Source organism: Streptomyces phaeolivaceus (assembly GCF_009184865.1).
Taxonomy (GTDB): Bacteria; Actinomycetota; Actinomycetes; order Streptomycetales; family Streptomycetaceae; genus Streptomyces; species Streptomyces phaeolivaceus.
In genome coordinates, this window is the sequence record NZ_CP045096.1 from 6,284,874 (window position 1) to 6,301,482 (window position 16,609).

General features: G+C 69.7%; 17 protein-coding genes. 8 read left to right on the forward strand and 9 right to left on the reverse strand.

What is annotated here, in order from left to right; all coding sequences use genetic code 11:
* Nucleotides 1–148 precede the first annotated feature (148 nt).
* The 5 genes from F9278_RS29155 (at nucleotide 149) to F9278_RS29175 (ending at nucleotide 2,733) form a co-directional block, all read left to right on the forward strand.
* Nucleotides 149–826, forward strand: a complete 678-nt coding sequence (locus F9278_RS29155; protein WP_152174199.1) for a hypothetical protein — start codon at nucleotides 149–151, stop codon at nucleotides 824–826.
* Between the two features lie 19 nt (nucleotides 827–845).
* A complete protein-coding gene (locus F9278_RS29160) occupies nucleotides 846–1,037 on the forward strand; it encodes a hypothetical protein (RefSeq protein WP_152170976.1) in 192 nt (63 codons plus the stop codon).
* A gap of 133 nt (nucleotides 1,038–1,170) precedes the next feature.
* A complete protein-coding gene (locus F9278_RS29165) occupies nucleotides 1,171–1,632 on the forward strand; it encodes a BlaI/MecI/CopY family transcriptional regulator (RefSeq protein WP_404818954.1) in 462 nt (153 codons plus the stop codon).
* Nucleotides 1,633–1,641: 9 nt separating this feature from the next.
* A complete protein-coding gene (locus F9278_RS29170; RefSeq protein WP_152170977.1) occupies nucleotides 1,642–2,175 on the forward strand; it encodes an amino-acid N-acetyltransferase in 534 nt (177 codons plus the stop codon).
* A 222-nt stretch (nucleotides 2,176–2,397) separates the two neighbouring features.
* Nucleotides 2,398–2,733, forward strand: a complete 336-nt coding sequence (locus F9278_RS29175) for a histone-like nucleoid-structuring protein Lsr2 (RefSeq protein WP_033524724.1) — start codon at nucleotides 2,398–2,400, stop codon at nucleotides 2,731–2,733.
* Here the strand turns inward: F9278_RS29175 and F9278_RS29180 are convergent.
* A complete protein-coding gene (locus tag F9278_RS29180) occupies nucleotides 2,712–3,344 on the reverse strand; it encodes an SCO3374 family protein (protein WP_152170978.1) in 633 nt (210 codons plus the stop codon). The genes F9278_RS29175 and F9278_RS29180 overlap by 22 nt on opposite strands.
* Nucleotides 3,345–3,774: 430 nt before the next feature.
* Here F9278_RS29180 and F9278_RS29190 point away from each other — a divergent pair, with 430 nt between their 5' ends.
* Nucleotides 3,775–6,300, forward strand: coding sequence for an ATP-dependent Clp protease ATP-binding subunit (locus F9278_RS29190; protein WP_152170979.1), 2,526 nt, complete (start codon nucleotides 3,775–3,777; stop codon nucleotides 6,298–6,300).
* A gap of 455 nt (nucleotides 6,301–6,755) precedes the next feature.
* The gene (locus F9278_RS29195) at nucleotides 6,756–7,373 is read left to right on the forward strand and encodes a M23 family metallopeptidase (protein ID WP_193241690.1); all 618 of its coding nucleotides are present in this window, start codon (nucleotides 6,756–6,758) and stop codon (nucleotides 7,371–7,373) included.
* A gap of 16 nt (nucleotides 7,374–7,389) precedes the next feature.
* Here the strand turns inward: F9278_RS29195 and F9278_RS29200 are convergent, their stop codons facing one another.
* Nucleotides 7,390–7,578 (reverse strand): hypothetical protein, encoded by a 189-nt coding sequence (locus tag F9278_RS29200; protein WP_152170981.1) that lies wholly within the window; start codon nucleotides 7,576–7,578, stop codon nucleotides 7,390–7,392.
* Between the two features lie 75 nt (nucleotides 7,579–7,653).
* Nucleotides 7,654–8,256 carry a TetR/AcrR family transcriptional regulator gene (locus tag F9278_RS29205; protein WP_152170982.1) on the reverse strand — a complete coding sequence of 201 codons (603 nt, stop codon included), beginning with the start codon at nucleotides 8,254–8,256 and terminating at the stop codon, nucleotides 7,654–7,656.
* Between the two features lie 167 nt (nucleotides 8,257–8,423).
* On the opposite strand from F9278_RS29205, the gene F9278_RS29210 reads away from it, so the two are divergent.
* A complete protein-coding gene (locus F9278_RS29210; protein ID WP_152170983.1) occupies nucleotides 8,424–10,052 on the forward strand; it encodes an MDR family MFS transporter in 1,629 nt (542 codons plus the stop codon).
* Between the two features lie 285 nt (nucleotides 10,053–10,337).
* Here F9278_RS29210 and cseC read toward each other — a convergent pair whose 3' ends face one another.
* The 6 genes from cseC to F9278_RS29240 form a co-directional block, all read right to left on the reverse strand.
* Nucleotides 10,338–11,819, reverse strand: a complete 1,482-nt coding sequence (gene cseC / locus F9278_RS29215) for a two-component system sensor histidine kinase CseC (RefSeq protein WP_404818955.1) — start codon at nucleotides 11,817–11,819, stop codon at nucleotides 10,338–10,340.
* A 29-nt stretch (nucleotides 11,820–11,848) separates the two neighbouring features.
* Nucleotides 11,849–12,562, reverse strand: a complete 714-nt coding sequence (gene cseB / locus F9278_RS29220; RefSeq protein WP_152170985.1) for a two-component system response regulator CseB — start codon at nucleotides 12,560–12,562, stop codon at nucleotides 11,849–11,851.
* A 70-nt stretch (nucleotides 12,563–12,632) separates the two neighbouring features.
* Nucleotides 12,633–13,316 (reverse strand): hypothetical protein, encoded by a 684-nt coding sequence (locus F9278_RS29225; RefSeq protein ID WP_152170986.1) that lies wholly within the window; start codon nucleotides 13,314–13,316, stop codon nucleotides 12,633–12,635.
* Nucleotides 13,304–13,855: a SigE family RNA polymerase sigma factor gene (locus tag F9278_RS29230; RefSeq protein ID WP_152170987.1), complete on the reverse strand. Its 552-nt coding sequence runs from the start codon at nucleotides 13,853–13,855 to the stop codon at nucleotides 13,304–13,306. The genes F9278_RS29225 and F9278_RS29230 overlap by 13 nt, the downstream gene beginning before the upstream one ends.
* Nucleotides 13,856–14,195: 340 nt before the next feature.
* A complete protein-coding gene (locus tag F9278_RS29235) occupies nucleotides 14,196–15,137 on the reverse strand; it encodes an HhH-GPD family protein (RefSeq protein WP_152170988.1) in 942 nt (313 codons plus the stop codon).
* 251 nt (nucleotides 15,138–15,388) lie between these two features.
* Entirely contained in the window at nucleotides 15,389–16,468 is a 1,080-nt protein-coding gene (locus F9278_RS29240; RefSeq protein WP_152170989.1) for an LLM class flavin-dependent oxidoreductase, read from the reverse strand.
* Nucleotides 16,469–16,609 lie beyond the last annotated feature (141 nt).

The following is a 16,609-nucleotide window of genomic DNA, read 5'->3' on the forward strand; positions in this document are numbered from 1 at the left end:
GGAACGGCGCGAGAAGCCCTACCGGACGGTCAGTCGCCCCCCCCCACGTGGGTGGTCCCGTCGCGCCACGCCCTCTTCGTGTGATCTCTTTTGTCTGATTAGCGCGTATCGTCGCGACATGCCCACGCCTCACGGAACCCGCGGCGGCATGGCGTTCGGCGCCGAGGAGCTGCGTGTGCTCCGTCGTGCCCTCGCCCTCGCCCTCAACCCCAGTCCCGCCTCGGCGGAGGAGGTGCAGGACTGCCTTCGGCTCGCCGAGTCCGTCGACGAGGCGACCCGCGAGGAAGCCCGTCTGAGGGCCTTCCTGCTGGCCGACCTCGCCCGCTACCGCGCCGCCCTCCCCGGCACGGTCACGGGCTACGCGGCGCTCCTCGCCCAGGCCCTGGACGCCGGGTACCGCCCCCACCCGGACGACCTCGCCGCCCTGCGCGCACTGCGCGGCAACCCCACCGCCGCGACCCTCCTGGAGCGCTGCCGCCCCCTCGTCGAACAGGACGTGCGCGCCCGCTTCGCGGGGTGCGCGGCCACCTCGGCCGTGGTCGTTCCCGCCTCCCGCTCCGGCTCGGGTCGTGCCCGGCTCCGCCTCACCGCCCTGCCCGGCGGCCTCGCGGAACGCGACGTCCACGCGCGCGGTGCCGCCGACGAGCCGAAGCCGGCCCGGCCGTCCCGCCCCGCCGAGCCCGCCGAGAAGCCCGGCCCGGTGCCGCGCCCAGCCGCCCCGAGCCCGGCCCGCCGCCCCATCCCCACCCCAGGCGAGGTCTTCCCGCCCAAGCGGAAACCGGCCACCCCGCCCGCGAACCCGCCCCAACAACTGGCCGCCGTCTAGCGCTGGCTACCCTGGACGCATGGACTACGTCTCCGCGCTGCTGCCCCCCTTCGTGATGGCCGTGCTGTTCATCGGCGTCATCAGGGTGATCGTGAAGACCCAGGGCGGCCCCAACAAGGCCAAGGAGGACGCGGTCGTCGACGCGGCCCTCGCCCGCGCGGAGAACGCCCGCCAGGCCGACGGCGCCGACTCCCGGGGCACCGGCGTCTGACGCACCCCGCCCCATCGGCGTACGACTCGTATGTTCTTCGAGTCGTACGCCCTTTTTGTTCTGTTTCTTGGGGTTTCTTCGGATATCGTGCGGAACTGTGCCTCGCCCCTTGGGAGAACTCGAAGACGCGGTCATGACGCGGGTGTGGAAGTGGAACCGCCCGGTGACCGTTCGGGAAGTCCTGGAAGACCTTCAGCGGGAACGGTCCATCGCGTACACCACGGTGATGACCGTTCTGGACAATCTCCATCAGAAGGGCTGGGTGCGCCGGGAGGCGGAAGGCCGGGCCTATCGATATGAGGCGGTCTCCACCCGCGCCGCCTACTCGGCCGCACTGATGAACGAAGCCTGGTCGCAGAGCGACAACCCCGCCGCCGCTCTCGTCGCCTTCTTCGGGATGATGAGCGAGGAACAACGCCAGGCGCTCACCGACGCCGTACGCATGGTGCAGGGCCCTGACCCCGTCAAACCCGAACCGGCACCGCCCGCGGCCCCGGTCGCCGAAACCCCTGCCGAAACCGCCGGCGAATCCGCCGAATCGTCCGGCGAAACACAGGGGACCCCCGGCGAATCACCGGATCTCCCCGGGCGATAGCGTCCGCTCATGCCAGCAACGAGTCCCGAAGTACCCGCAAAAGCCATCACCGTCAGGCGGGCTCGGACCAGCGATGTCCCGCACGTGCGCCGCCTCCTCGACTCGTTCGTCCAGCGCCGCATCCTGCTCGACAAAGCGACGGTCACGCTTTACGAGGACATCCAGGAGTTCTGGGTGGCGGAACGGGACGACAACGCCGAGGTCGTCGGCTGCGGGGCACTGCACGTCATGTGGGAAGACCTCGCGGAAGTCCGCACTCTCGCGGTGAACCCGGACGCCAAGGGTCTCGGCGTCGGCCACCAGTTGTTGGAGAAGTTGCTCCACACCGCTCGCTGGCTCGGTGTTCGCCGGGTTTTCTGCCTGACCTTCGAAGTCGAGTTCTTCGCGAAGCACGGCTTCGTGGAGATCGGTGAGACTCCGGTCGACACCGATGTGTACGCGGAGCTGCTGCGTTCCTATGACGAGGGCGTCGCGGAGTTCCTCGGTCTCGAACGAGTGAAACCGAACACCTTGGGCAACAGCCGGATGCTTCTGCATCTGTGATCGTCGCCGGAGACCCTTTGTCCGAAACGCGATGTTTCCGGTCTTCCCCGGGCTCCTCGCTCTCTCCGCGTCCTCTCCCCGGTCTCTCCCAGGGGTTTGTGTTTTTCCTGGAAAAGCGGTTTGCTTTCCGACGTACTGCAGTACTGCATATAACAGGGGACGTGAAACAGCGGCGCTCGCCGCAGGCCCTCGGCCCTGAAGTTATCGATGAAAGGAAATCCGGTGGCACAGAAGGTTCAGGTCCTTCTTGTCGACGACCTCGACGGCGGCGAGGCGGACGAGACCGTGACGTTCGCGCTGGACGGCAAGACGTACGAGATCGACCTCACGACCGCCAACGCCGACAAGCTTCGCGGCCTTCTCGACCCCTATGTCAAGGGTGGTCGACGTACCGGAGGCCGTGCCGCGGGCGGGCGCGGCAAGGCCCGTGCCGCTTCCGGTGGCAGCCAGGACACCGCGGCCATCCGCGCCTGGGCGAAGGAGAACGGCTACGAGGTCAACGACCGCGGTCGCGTCCCCGCCTCCATCCGCGAGGCCTACGAGAAGGCCAACGGCTGAGATTCCGACGGCCCGGTGCTCACGCGCCGCAGCCGGACGCGGTGGCAGTGCGTCGCCACCGTGTCCACCACTCGCACGAGGTCGGGGGCGCCCCCACCGCCCCCCAACGCCGACATGCTCGGCAGCGAGGGTTCCACCTCGCACCCCGGCTCGGGGGGCCGCAGCCAGTCGGCGGCCCCCTGTGAACCGGCCTCCCCGCGCACGTCCCCGAGCCTTCCGGCCCCGCCCGGAGGTGCCGGCGCCTCCAGGTGACCGCCCGTTCCGACGGCAGTGAGGTCCAGGGCGAGGCCGCCCCAGTCCAGCCACTCCAGCAGCCCCGGCAGCTCCTCCGCGCTCCCCGCCGCGACCAGCAGCAGCATCCGCCCGCCGCGCAGCGCCACCGGTGAGCCCGGACCGGGTACCGGGCCCAGATGCCGCAGCGCCGCGACCCCCGCTTCCGCCGGTACGTCGAGCACATCGAAGCGCAGGCCCGTAAGGAGATGTACGGGCGTCCCGGGCACGGTCGCCCAGCCGAGATCGTTCTCGTACCACTGCCGCACCGCGTCACACGCGAAGTCGCCCGGGGTCCCGCTCGGGTCGAGCGGTCGGCGGGGAAGGGGGACGATGGCCATGTCAGGAGCAACCGTGCGAAGAAGCCCGGAGTTACGCTGGGTATCGGCTCGGATGCGAGGTGTATCGGGAAAGGGGGCGTTCGGCGATGTGCGGCGACGCAAGGATGTTCGCCCTTAGCGGAGGGAACCGGTGCATCCGGCATGGAGTGTCAGTGCCTACGGGTAAGACATCCCTAGTGGGAGGGGGCGACACGCAGAAAAGGCCGTCTCGCGTTCGCCATCGGCGTACTGATGGTGGGGGTAACTGCCTGGCCTGCGGGAACATCGTCTCGCACCATCGGGTTGGAGCAGATGTCGGCGTTCGGGGTCAGGAGGCCAAGGACGGTGTCGGCAGTTGGAATGAGCGGTCCCCGCTTGCGGGACTAAGCTGCGGAAGGACAGCGAGGGGAGCGTCCCCTCACTGCCTGACCGCTCTGAGGAGCGATTAACGATGTTCGAGAGGTTCACCGACCGCGCGCGGCGGGTTGTCGTCCTGGCTCAGGAAGAAGCCCGGATGCTCAACCACAACTACATCGGCACCGAGCACATCCTCCTGGGCCTGATCCACGAGGGTGAGGGTGTCGCCGCTAAGGCCCTGGAGAGCCTCGGGATTTCGCTCGAGGCGGTCCGTCAGCAGGTGGAGGAGATCATCGGGCAGGGGCAGCAGGCCCCGTCCGGGCACATCCCCTTCACCCCCCGTGCCAAGAAGGTCCTGGAGCTGTCGCTCCGCGAGGCCCTTCAGCTGGGCCACAACTACATCGGCACGGAGCACATCCTGCTCGGCCTGATCCGTGAGGGCGAGGGCGTCGCCGCCCAGGTCCTGGTCAAGCTGGGCGCAGATCTCAACCGGGTGCGGCAGCAGGTCATCCAGCTGCTCTCCGGTTACCAGGGCAAGGAGACCGCCACCGCCGGCGGGCCCGCCGAGGGCACCCCCTCGACGTCCCTGGTCCTCGACCAGTTCGGCCGGAACCTCACCCAGGCCGCTCGTGAGTCCAAGCTCGACCCGGTCATCGGGCGCGAGAAGGAGATCGAGCGGGTCATGCAGGTGCTGTCCCGCCGTACCAAGAACAACCCGGTCCTGATCGGTGAGCCCGGCGTCGGCAAGACGGCCGTCGTCGAAGGCCTCGCGCAGGCCATCGTCAAGGGCGAGGTGCCCGAGACCCTCAAGGACAAGCACCTCTACACCCTCGACCTCGGCGCGCTGGTCGCCGGCTCCCGCTACCGCGGTGACTTCGAGGAGCGCCTGAAGAAGGTCCTCAAGGAGATCCGCACCCGCGGCGACATCATCCTGTTCATCGACGAGCTGCACACGCTGGTCGGTGCGGGTGCCGCCGAGGGCGCCATCGACGCCGCCTCGATCCTGAAGCCGATGCTGGCCCGCGGTGAGCTGCAGACCATCGGCGCCACCACGCTGGACGAGTACCGCAAGCACCTGGAGAAGGACGCCGCGCTGGAGCGCCGCTTCCAGCCCATCCAGGTCGCCGAGCCCTCGCTCCCGCACACCATCGAGATCCTCAAGGGTCTGCGTGACCGGTACGAGGCGCACCACCGCGTCTCGATCACGGACGAGGCCCTGGTGCAGGCGGCGACGCTCGCCGACCGGTACATCTCGGACCGCTTCCTGCCGGACAAGGCGATCGACCTGATCGACGAGGCCGGTTCCCGGATGCGTATCCGCCGGATGACCGCGCCGCCGGACCTCCGCGAGTTCGACGAGAAGATCGCCGGCGTGCGCAGGGACAAGGAGTCGGCCATCGACTCCCAGGACTTCGAGAAGGCGGCTTCCCTCCGTGACAAGGAGAAGCAGCTGCTCGCCGCGAAGGCCAAGCGGGAGAAGGAGTGGAAGGCCGGCGACATGGACGTCGTCGCCGAGGTGGACGGCGAGCTGATCGCCGAGGTCCTCGCGACCGCCACCGGCATCCCGGTCTTCAAGCTGACCGAGGAGGAGTCCTCGCGTCTGCTGCGCATGGAGGACGAGCTCCACAAGCGGGTCATCGGCCAGGTCGACGCCGTCAAGGCGCTGTCGAAGGCGATCCGCCGTACGCGCGCCGGTCTGAAGGACCCGAAGCGTCCCGGTGGTTCGTTCATCTTCGCGGGCCCGTCCGGTGTCGGTAAGACCGAGCTGTCCAAGGCCCTCGCCGAGTTCCTCTTCGGTGACGAGGACGCGCTGATCTCCCTCGACATGTCGGAGTTCAGCGAGAAGCACACGGTCTCGCGTCTCTTCGGTTCGCCCCCCGGTTACGTGGGCTACGAAGAGGGCGGCCAGCTGACCGAGAAGGTCCGCCGCAAGCCGTTCTCCGTCGTCCTCTTCGACGAGGTCGAGAAGGCCCACCCGGACATCTTCAACAGCCTTCTGCAGATCCTGGAGGACGGTCGGCTGACCGACTCCCAGGGCCGGGTCGTGGACTTCAAGAACACGGTCATCATCATGACGACCAACCTCGGCACCCGGGACATCTCCAAGGGCTTCAACCTGGGCTTCGCGGCCTCGGGCGACAAGAAGACCAACTACGAGCGCATGAAGAACAAGGTCTCGGACGAGCTCAAGCAGCACTTCCGGCCCGAGTTCCTCAACCGTGTCGACGACGTCGTCGTCTTCCCGCAGCTCACGCAGGAGGACATCCTGCGGATCGTCGACCTGATGATCGGCAAGGTCGACGAGCGCCTCAAGGACCGGGACATGGGCATCGAGCTCTCCCAGTCCGCGAAGGAGCTGCTGTCCAAGAAGGGTTACGACCCCGTCCTGGGCGCCCGGCCGCTGCGCCGGACCATCCAGCGCGAGGTGGAGGACACCCTCTCCGAGAAGATCCTCTTCGGCGAGCTGCGCCCCGGCCACATCGTGGTCGTGGACACCGAGGGCGAGGGCGACGCGGCCATCTTCACCTTCCGGGGTGAGGAGAAGTCGGCGCTGCCGGACGTCCCGCCGATCGAGCAGGCGGCCGGCGGCGCGGGTCCGAACCTGAGCAAGGACGCGTAACCACCGCGCTCGACCTGAGCACACGAAGGGGCTGCCCCGGGACTTCGGTCCCGGGGCAGCTCTCTTTTTTCTGTGTGTTCCGAGTGACGCGGGCCTCGTTGTCGGCGTCACATGCGGAGTTCTTCTTTACAGGGGGCCGGTGACGTGCCGCACAGGTCATTTGTCCGGTACTAGGTGGAATAGTGGGTGAGGGGTGGCGGGCAAAACGGACTTTTAGGGCTTGGGTTGGGGGATTCGGGGGGTGGTGTGCAGGTGGGGGAAGGTTTGGGGGTGAGTGTCAAGGAAGGGATGTGTTTCGGATGAGATACGAGGTTTCTTCGTAGGTCACACATTTGAGGCGATTCGGGGCCGGGGGGTACCAAGGGTTGTCCCATTCGGCGGCAGCTGATGTGCGCCGGGTGGGATTCGTGTCCGTCGAGGCACAGTCCTTGTCTCCGTTCCCCGTGAGGTTCTCCATGTCGCAGCGTGTTCGCACTCCCCGCACCCGTATGTCCCAGCTCCGTGTCCGGGCCGCCCTGATGGCCGCCGGGGTGGGGGTCTCGGGTGTGCTGGGAGCCGGGGTCGCGGCCGCCGCCGGTGGTCCTCAGGCCGTGAGCGCCGATACCGCCACCTCCGTCCAGACCGTCGCCGCCAAGAAGAAGGCCAAGAAGGCCACCTCCTGGGTCAGCCCGGTGAAGGGCTACAAGCTGAGCGCCAGCTTCGCGCAGGCCGGCAACATGTGGTCCGCCAAGCACAGCGGGCAGGACTTCGCCGTCAAGAGCGGTACGGCCGTCGTCGCCGCGCACGGCGGCACCGTCGTGAAGGCCGGCGGCAACGGCGCTGGTGACGGTCCCGCGTACGGCAACGCGGTCGTCATCAAGCACGGCAACGGCACCTTCTCGCAGTACGCCCACCTCTCGAAGGTGAACGTGAAGGCCGGGCAGGTCGTGAAGACCGGGCAGCGCATAGCCTTCTCCGGCAACACCGGTAACTCCAGCGGGCCGCACCTGCACTTCGAGATCCGTACGACCGCCAACTACGGCTCCGCCGTCGACCCGGTCGCCTTCCTGCGGACCAAGGGCATCACGGTCTGAGTCGGACCCTGCGAGGTCAGCACGGGCCGTAGTCCTGGCCCGTGCCGCACATCGGGGTGTCGGCGTAGTAGTCGTTGAGGACGATCATCAAGATGATCATCAGTACCCCGACCGCCGCGGTGCCGGCGAGGGCGACGACATGGCGTCTGCGGAGGAACGCGGCGCGTTCCTCGTCGGTCATCCGGGCGTAGTCGTCGGCGTTCATCCGGTCCGGGCCTCCTCGTGCGCGTGCTCGGGAGGTCCCCGAAAGCTTTGAGGTTTTACCCGGATACGACAGCTTTCAAGAGCTCTGGGCGCCTGTGTGTGCCTGGGTCACCAGGTCGATCGCGACCTCCAGGACGGCCAAGCGCTTCTCCTCGGGGTCGCCTTCGACGTCCCTGAGGACGAACATCCCGGCGTGCATGGTGAACAGCGCGCTCATGCAGCGGACCTGGTCGGTCAGGGCGGCCTCCGGCTCCTTGATCGTGTCGATCATGCGGATCATGCGGTCCTTGAAGGTCTCGCCGACGCTCAGCTCGCGGACCGTCGCCTGGTTCTCCTGCATGAAGCGGAAGAGGGGGGCCACGTCCGCCAGGGCCACGCTGTAGCGACGCAGGATCTCCCGCTTGGTGTCGAGTGTGCGGGGCTGGGCGCCGGCCCATTCGATCAGCTCGTCGATCGGGCGCTGCAGGTCCTGGAAGAGCCCGATGAGGATGTCTTCCTTGGTCTTGAAGTGGTAGTAGAGCGCCGCCTTCGTCACTTCCAGGCGTTCGGCGATCTCCCGCAGTGAGGTCTTCTCGTATCCCTGTTCGGCGAAGAGTTCGAGGGCGACGTCCTGGATGCGCTGACGGGTGTCGCCGCGGCGCCGCCGCTTCGGCGTCGTGCCCTCTGTCGTGCCGCTCATCCTCGTACTCCTCGCCGTCACGGATGGCCCGGGTCGGTCAAGGCTCGGCCAAGCCCGTTGAACCTACTTGACGCCCGGCTAGTTAGGGACCTAGCTTCCCTGAGTGTAGACAACTAGCCGGTCGGCAAGTAAGTGCACGGAAGCTCCGGGGGGAGTGGAGGGCCGCGATGGATGCGGAGAACAAGAACGAAGTGAGCGAAGTGGGCGAAGCGGGAGCGGTGAGTGGTGGGGCCGAGACGGACGGGCCGAAGCCGCGCAGTGTGCGGGTGGTGCTGCTCGCGCTCATGATCGCCATGCTGCTGGCGATGCTCGACAACATGATCATCGGTACCGCGATGCCGACGATCGTGGGCGAGCTGGGCGGGCTCGAACACCTGTCGTGGGTCGTCACCGCGTACACCCTCGCGACCGCCGCCTCCACTCCGATCTGGGGCAAGCTCGGCGACCTCTACGGCCGCAAGCGGGTCTTCATGACCTCGATCGTGATCTTCCTGATCGGGTCGGCGCTGAGCGGGATGGCCCAGGACATGGGCCAGCTCATCGGGTTCCGCGCGGTGCAGGGGCTCGGCGCCGGCGGGCTGATGGTCGGCGTCATGGCGATCATCGGCGACCTGATACCGCCGCGCGAGCGCGGCAAGTACCAGGGGCTGATGGCCGGTGTGATGGCCCTCGCGATGATCGCCGGGCCGCTGGTGGGCGGATCCATCACCGACCACTGGGGCTGGCGCTGGTCCTTCTACATCAACCTGCCGCTCGGGGTCGTGGCGCTGCTCGCAGTCAGTGCCGTACTGCATCTGCCGAAGCCGTCGCGGGACGGGCGGTCGGCGCGGGACATCGACTATCTGGGCGCGGCGCTCCTCACCGTCGGCATCACGGCGATCGTGCTGGTCACGACGTGGGGCGGGACCGAGTACGCCTGGGGGTCGGCCGTCGTCATGGAGCTGATCGCGCTCGGGGTGGCCTCGCTGGTCGGATTCCTGTTCGTGCAGAAGCGGGTGGCGGAGCCGGTGATCCCGCTGCACATCTTCCGCAGCCGGAACTTCACGCTGATGTCCGTGATCGGGTTCTTCACCGGGTTCGTGATGTTCGGCGCGGTGCTGTTCCTGCCGCTGTACCAGCAGTCCGTGCAGGGCGCGTCCGCGACCAACTCCGGGCTGTTGCTGCTGCCGATGCTGGGGGCGATGCTCGCGGTGTCGATGGTGGCCGGGCGGGTGACCACGGGGAGCGGCCGTTACAAGGCCTTCCCGATCGTCGGCAGTGTCCTGATGATCGTGGGGCTGTTCCTGCTGGCGCAGATGGACACCGGGACGAGCCGGGTGACGTCCGGGGTGTTCATGGCGGTGCTGGGTGCCGGTATGGGGTGTCTGATGCAGATCACCATGCTGGTGGCGCAGAACAGCGTCGAGATGAAGGACATGGGGGTCGCGTCGTCCACGACCACGCTGGCGCGGACGCTGGGGTCGTCGTTCGGGGTCGCGATCATGGGGGCGCTGTTCAACAGCCGCGTCCAGGATGTGATGGCCGAGCGGGCCGGGGCGTTGGGCTCCGCCGTGACCGAGCGGTCGGCGCAGCTGGACGCGGCGAGTCTGGCGAAGTTGCCTGCGGCGGCTCGGGAGGCGTATCAGTACGCGGTGGCTTCCGGGACGCACTCGGCGTTCTTGTTGGGGGCGGTTGTTTCCGTGGTGGCGTTGGTGGCTGCGGTGTTTGTGAAGGAGGTGCCGTTGCGGGGGGCCGGGGGGTCTTCTGTGGGGGATGCCTCCGGTAAGGCGTCGGCGGAGGAGATGGTGCGTGCGTGAGGGGGTGGGGGTGTCGGGGTGTCGGCGGGTGCGGGTCCGGTGGGGCTTCTCGCGCAGTTCCCCGCGCCCCTGAAAAGCACGGGCTGCGCCCCGCGCTTCTCAGGCCCGCAGCCCCGTCGGCCCCAGGCCTGCGGCCCCGCCGTCTTTCAGGCCCGCAGGGCTCGGTCTTTCAGGCCTGCGGGGCTCGGTCTTTCAGGGGCACGGGGCCTGGTCTTTCAGGGGCACGGGGAACTGCGCGAGAAGTCCCACGCACCCGCAGCCGAACAACCGGCCCCCCGGCTACCCTCACGCCTCGTTGGTCAGCGGCAGCATCGGGTAGCTGCCCGTGTTCGTGGGGGCGTGTTCCGGGAGCCAGAGGACGGCCACCGCGCCCTCGGCGGGGACGTCGTCCGGCGAGCCTGGCGGGCGGACGTTGCGGAACGTGAGGCGGGCGCCCAGGACACGCGCCTGCCCGGCGGCGATGGTGAGCCCGAGGCCGTGCCCCTGGCCGGCCCGGTCGGACGCGCCCGTCCGGAAGCGGCGGGGCCCGTCCGCGAGCAGATCCTCCGGGAACCCGGGACCATGGTCGCGGACCCGGATCACCCGGCCCTCGACGGACACCTCGATCGGCGGTCTGCCGTGCTTCGCCGCGTTGGCCAGCAGGTTCAGCAGGACGCGTTCGAGGCGGCGGGGGTCCGTGGTGACCGCCGACTCGTGCACGATCTGCACGCGCGCGTCCGCGTCCTTCGCCGCCACCCGCCGGGCCACGAACTCGCCCAGCATGATGTCCTGCAACTCGGCCCGCTCGGACGCCCCGTCGAGCCGGGCCACCTCCAGGACGTCCTCGACGAGCGTGCGCATCGCCTGGGCCCGGTCGCGGACCAGTTCGGAGGGGCGGCCCGGCGGCAGCAGCTCCGCCGCCGTCAGCAGGCCCGTCACCGGGGTGCGCAGCTCGTGCGCGATGTCCGCCGTCACCCGGCGCTCCGCCTCGATGCGCTGCCGCAGGGTGTCGGCCATGGCGTCCACGGCCCGCGCCAGTTCGGCCGTCTCGTCGTGGACGACACCGCCGATCGCGTCCTGCACCCGTACGTCGGACTCGCCCTTGGCCACTTCGTGCGCGGCAGCCGCCGCCTTGCGCAGCCGGCGGGACATCTGGCCGCCGATGAGCACCCCGAGGGCCGAGCCGCCGAAGACCACCGCGATCGAGCCGATCAGCAGGGCCTGGTCGAGGTCCCGCATCACCGCGGAGCTGTGGTCGGTGAAGTCGGTGTGCAGGGACAGGACGCGCTTGTCCTTCAGCGGGACCGCCGCCCAGATGTCGGGCACCCCGTTCTCGCCCTCGGACACATAGGTGGCCCTGCGGCCCTCCCTGACCTTGGTCAGCAGGTCGCTCGGGATCTCGGGGTCGTCGATCTTCACCCCGAAGGCGCCGGACTTCAGGGGGCGGCCCGACTCGTACATGCGCTGGGCGACCTGGATGCGCTCGTCGGCGAGGTCGCGCGAGTTGTCGAGCATCGACACACGGGCCGCGTTGTGCACGACCAGGCTCAGTGCGAGCGCCACCAGCGCGCCGACCAGGGCGATCGCCGCGCTCAACTGCCAGCGCAGACCGGTACGGATGCCCGAGGCGGGCCCCGCGCCGGACCGCCGGCCGGCGGCGGTTCCCGTGCCGTCGGCCGTACCTGGGCCGGTGCCGGTGGTCGTACCGGTGCCGGTGGCCGCACCGAGGCCCGTGGCGCCCGCGGCGCCCGGACGCTCCGGCTCCCGCCGCCCCCGTATCCCCCTCATGCTCATGTTCATGTCGTCGCCCCGCCCGCTCAGGCCTTGAGCTTGTAGCCGAAGCCGCGGACCGTCTCGATCCGGTCCTGGCCGATCTTCGCGCGCAGCCGCTGGACATGGACGTCCACGACCCGGGTGTCGCCGCCCCAGCCGTAGTCCCAGACGCGTTCGAGCAGCTTGTCGCGGGAGAGGACCGTACCGGGCGCGGAGGAGAACTCCAGCAGCAGCCGCATCTCGGTCGGCGTCAGCGCCACCGGCTCCCCGGACTTCCGTACCTCCATGCCCACGGTGTCGATCACCAGTTCGCCGAACTCGCCGAAGGTGAGCACCCCGCCGGTGCTCGCGGCCCCGGCCTCCTCGGCCTTGGTGTCGCCGCTCGCGTGTCCGAAGCGGCGCAGCACCGCGCGGATCCGGGCGACCAGGACGGCACCGTCGAACGGCTTGGTCACGTAGTCGTCGGCGCCCGCCTCCAGGCCCAGCACCACGTCGATGGAGTCGGCGCGCGCGGAGAGCATGATCACGGGGACGGTCGACTCGTCACGGATACGGCGGCACAGGGAGACCCCGTCCAGGCCCGGAACCATGACGTCGAGGAGCGCGATGTCGGGCCGGTCCGCGCGGAACGCCTCCAGCCCCGAGAGTCCGTCGGGCATCGCCGTGACCGCGAAACCGTCCCGCTCCAGGGCGAGTTGGGTGGCCTCGCGGATGACGTCGTCGTCCTCGACGAACAGGACATGGGTCTGCTCTGCCATCCGGTGATCTCGCTCGCTCTCGGTCGGGTGGGCCGGTACGGGGCCGGTACGGGGGTGGTGCGCGTGGGCGTCAGCTCTGCTCGGGCGTCGCCGACTCCGCGCCGCCCGCGGCCGTGCTGTACTCGGTACGGGTGCTGGACCGCTGGACGAAGGCGTCCTTGATCCAGCGGTAGGTGGTGACTTCCTCGCTGGACGGATACGAGGACGGGTCGCCATTCTCGTACAGCTGCCGGGTGACCAGGAGGTCGCCCCGGTCGATCTCCGCGTAGACCGGCGGCTGTTCGGACAGGAACACGCTCCGGTAGCCGCCCTTCTCCGCGCGGTACACGTACGAGGCCACACCGACGGCGTCCGCGCAGGTCATCACATTGACCACGAGGTCGTCGGACGAACCACCGGTCAGATCCCCGTACGTCACGTCCACCGGGTACTCGTCGGCCACACACGGCTTGAGGTCGCTCTTGACCGTCTTGCTGACCTCCGGGTCCGCGCGGACCATCCGGACGATGTCGTCGACGCTAGGGTGATCGCCGTCACGGGCGCCGTCGGCCGACGCGGAGGCGGACGGCGAGGCCGCGCCCGCCGCCAGGGAGTCGCTGTCGGCCGGCCCCTCGTCGCGGGCGCCGGTACCGCCGGTGCCGCAGGCGGAGACGGAAAGACCGAGGGCGGCGAGCACGGCCACCGCCGTGATCACCGCCTTCGTGACCTGCCCGGCCCCTGGGCCCGGACCGGCCGCTGTGCTCAGGCCGCGCAACGCTCCTGCTCCTCGCTCGCTTCGAGCGCACGGGCGGCGCGCTCATCGATGTCCCGTGACTCCAGCTCCTCACGGAGCCGGGCCAGCGCGCGGTGCAGCGTGCTCTTGACCGTGCCGGCCGACATGCCGAGGGCGGCGGCCGTCTCCTCCGTGGACATCTGCTCCCAGTGTCGCAGCACCACGACACTGCGCTGCTTGGGAGCCAGCACCTTCATGATGTCCATCAGGAGGGCGCGGTCCGCGTGCTGCTCGGTGGAGTCGTCGACGCAGGCGTCCGGCAGCTGCTCGGTCGGGACCTCCTCCAGCTTCCGGGCCCGCCACCACTCCGTACGCGTGTTGATCATGACCCGGCGCAGATAGGCGTCCGCGAGCCGCTTGTCCGCGATGCCGTCCCAGCGGCCGTACGTCCGGGCCAGCGCCGTCTGCAGCAGATCCTGGGCGTCCACCGGATCCGGGACGAGCCGGCGGGCGCTGCGCAGCAGCGCGTCCTGCCGGGTACGGACGTACTCCTCGAATTCGAGCACCTCGCCGTGCGCCATGATCAACCGCCTCCGTTCCCCGTTTCCGGCGCCCGCGCTCCCCGCGCGCTCCGCCGGTTGTCCGCCGCTTCGTATCGCTTCATGTCGCTCGTCCCGCCGGATCCGCTGGTTCGTTTCGCGGGTTCCTGCGGTACGTCCATGAAGTTACGGAGGGGTTGTCACGGGGACGTCCGAGGCAGCCTGCGGAGAACGCTCGGCTGTCCGTCGGTTGTGTAACGGAAGTAGGGACGGGGTAAAGCAGGCCCTGCTTTGGGGTGGGTATGAGGCGATTTACCCCGCCGGGTGGCACGGGGACTTGTGTTGCGGTGATGGCTCGGCGATGAGGGGGCCGTGATTGCCGTCAGGTGAGAGGGAGGCGGTAGAGACCGCCCGGGAGGGGCTCCACCAGCCCGTCGGAGACCAGCCCGTCGAGGGCGCGGGCGCGTTGCACCGGCTCGTCCCACACCCGGTCCAGAACCGCCTGCGGCACGGGCGCGATCGCCTCCCGCAGGACGGCGAGGAGCTTGCCGCGGACCTGACGGTCGGTACCGGCGTACGTCTGGGCGCGCCGCGCCGGACCCTCGTGCGCGGGCTTCCCGGCCAGCCGCCACGCGCACTGCCCGGCGATCGGACAGTGCCCGCACGTCTCGTTCTTCGCCGTGCACACCAGTGCGCCCAGCTCCATCGACGCGGCGGCCCAGCGGGACGCCGTCCCCTCGTCCTCGGGCAGCAGGGCGCGGGCGAGCTTCCGCTCGGCGGCCGTGGTCGCGTTCGGCGGGTACTGCGTACCGCTGACCGCGCGGGCGAACACCCGGCGCACGTTCGTGTCGAGCACGGCGTGCCGTTGCCCGTACGCGAACGACGCCACCGCCGCGGCCGTGTACTCGCCGATGCCCGGCAGTGCGAGCAGCTGCGCGTGCTCCCGGGGTACGTCCCCGCCGTGCCGTTCCGTTATGGCGACCGCCGCGCCGTGCAGCCGTAGCGCGCGACGCGGGTAGCCGAGGCGGCCCCAGGCGCGGACGGCCTCGCCCGGTGGTTCCTTCGCGAGGTCCGCGGGGCGGGGCCAGCGCGCCAACCACTGTTCGTAGACGGGGAGTACGCGGTTGACCGGGGTCTGCTGGAGCATGAACTCGCTGACCATCACCCCCCAGGGGCCGGCCTCCGGGCGCCGCCAGGGCAGATCACGGGCGTGCGTCTCGAACCAGGAGATCACCGGGGTGTGCAGGGCGGTGGCGGTGGGCGTGGGGGCGGGAGTGGGGGTTGCGGTGGCTGGGCTGCTCTGGGGTTTCGTGGGTGCAGTCATGGCACGGTCGATCCTGCCATGCGGGTTCTGGTGGGGGCGGCTTCTGGTGGGGGGTGTCTGGGGTTCGTCTGCCGGGTGCGGGTCCGGTGAAGCTTCTCGCGCAGTTCCCCGCGCCCCTGAAAAGCCGGGGCTGCGCCCCTGGCTTTTCAGGCCCGCAGGGGCCTGGTCCTTTAGGGGCGCGGGGAACTGCGCGAGAAGCCCCACGCACCCGCACCCGCCGACGAAAGCCGCACCCCCGAGTTCATCCGCGCTCAACCACCGCCGGCCGGGGACCACCCCAGCTCCGGCCCCAGCTTCGTCGCGATGTCCGTCAGGATCTGGACATAGTCCTCGTGTTCGAAGGTGAACGGCAGCGCGAACGCGACCTCGTCGATCTCGCGGAACGCGACATGCGCGCGCAACCGCTCGGCGATCTCCGCGGACGTCCCCACCAGATCGGGCGCGAAGAGAAGCCGCCCCGGCCCCTGCGGCGCGGCCGTCCGCGGCAGCCGCTTCGCCGCGTACGCCTCGTACTTGGCGCGCTGCTCCGGCGTCGCCGAGTCCGTGGGGATGACGACCAGCCCCTGCGAGACCCGGGCCCGCTCCCCGTCGGGGTGGTGCGCCCGGAACTCCCGGACGTGGGCGAGCTGGACCCCGGCGAAGTCCACGGCCTCGGCGGCGCCGTCCACCGCCTCCGGTCCCTCCGCCTTCACCACGCTGCTGGTCAGGAAGTTCATACCGTTCTCCCCGGCCCAGCGCGCCGAGCGCAGGCTGCCGCCGCCGTACCACATACGGCCGCCCAGCCCGGGGGAGTGCGGCTGGACCCGGTCGGAGAACACCTCGAAACCCTCGGTGCCGCTGAAGTCGGTGGCCGCCTCGCCCCGGACGAAGCCGAGGAGCCGCCGGACGCGTGCGAAGCCGAAGTCCTCCGCGTCGGCGGTGTCCGGGTAGAGCGCCGACTTGACGGTGTCGTAGTGCATCGGTGGTCCGACGCTGACCCCCGGGTTGATCCGGCCTCCGGACAGGAGGTCGACCGTGGCCAGGTCCTCGGCGAGCCGCAGCGGGTTCTCCCAGCCCAACGGGATGACGGCGGTGCCCAGTTCGATACGGCTGGTGCGCTGCGAGGCCGCCGCCAGGACCGCGACGGGCGAGGAGATGCCGTACTGGAGATGACGGTGGCGCAGCCACGCGCTGTCGAAGCCGAGCCGTTCGCCGAGTTCGATGATCTCCAGCGTCGACTCGTGGCCCCGGCGCGGGTCGGCCTCGTCGAACAGCCCGATGGTCAGAAACCCCAGCCTCCGCAAGGGCCTCGACGCGGGTGCGGCGGTGCCGGCCTCCACGGATCCGTCCATCGTCTTCTCCAAGTCCTCCGACGCGCTTCGGTGGTGAGGACGATTGTGGCAGGTGGGGCCGGGGGACGACGAGGGTGGTCGGTGGCTGCCGACCGTGGAGGGGTGGAGGGTCCCTGTAGGGGGGTTCCGTGAATGTGTTTT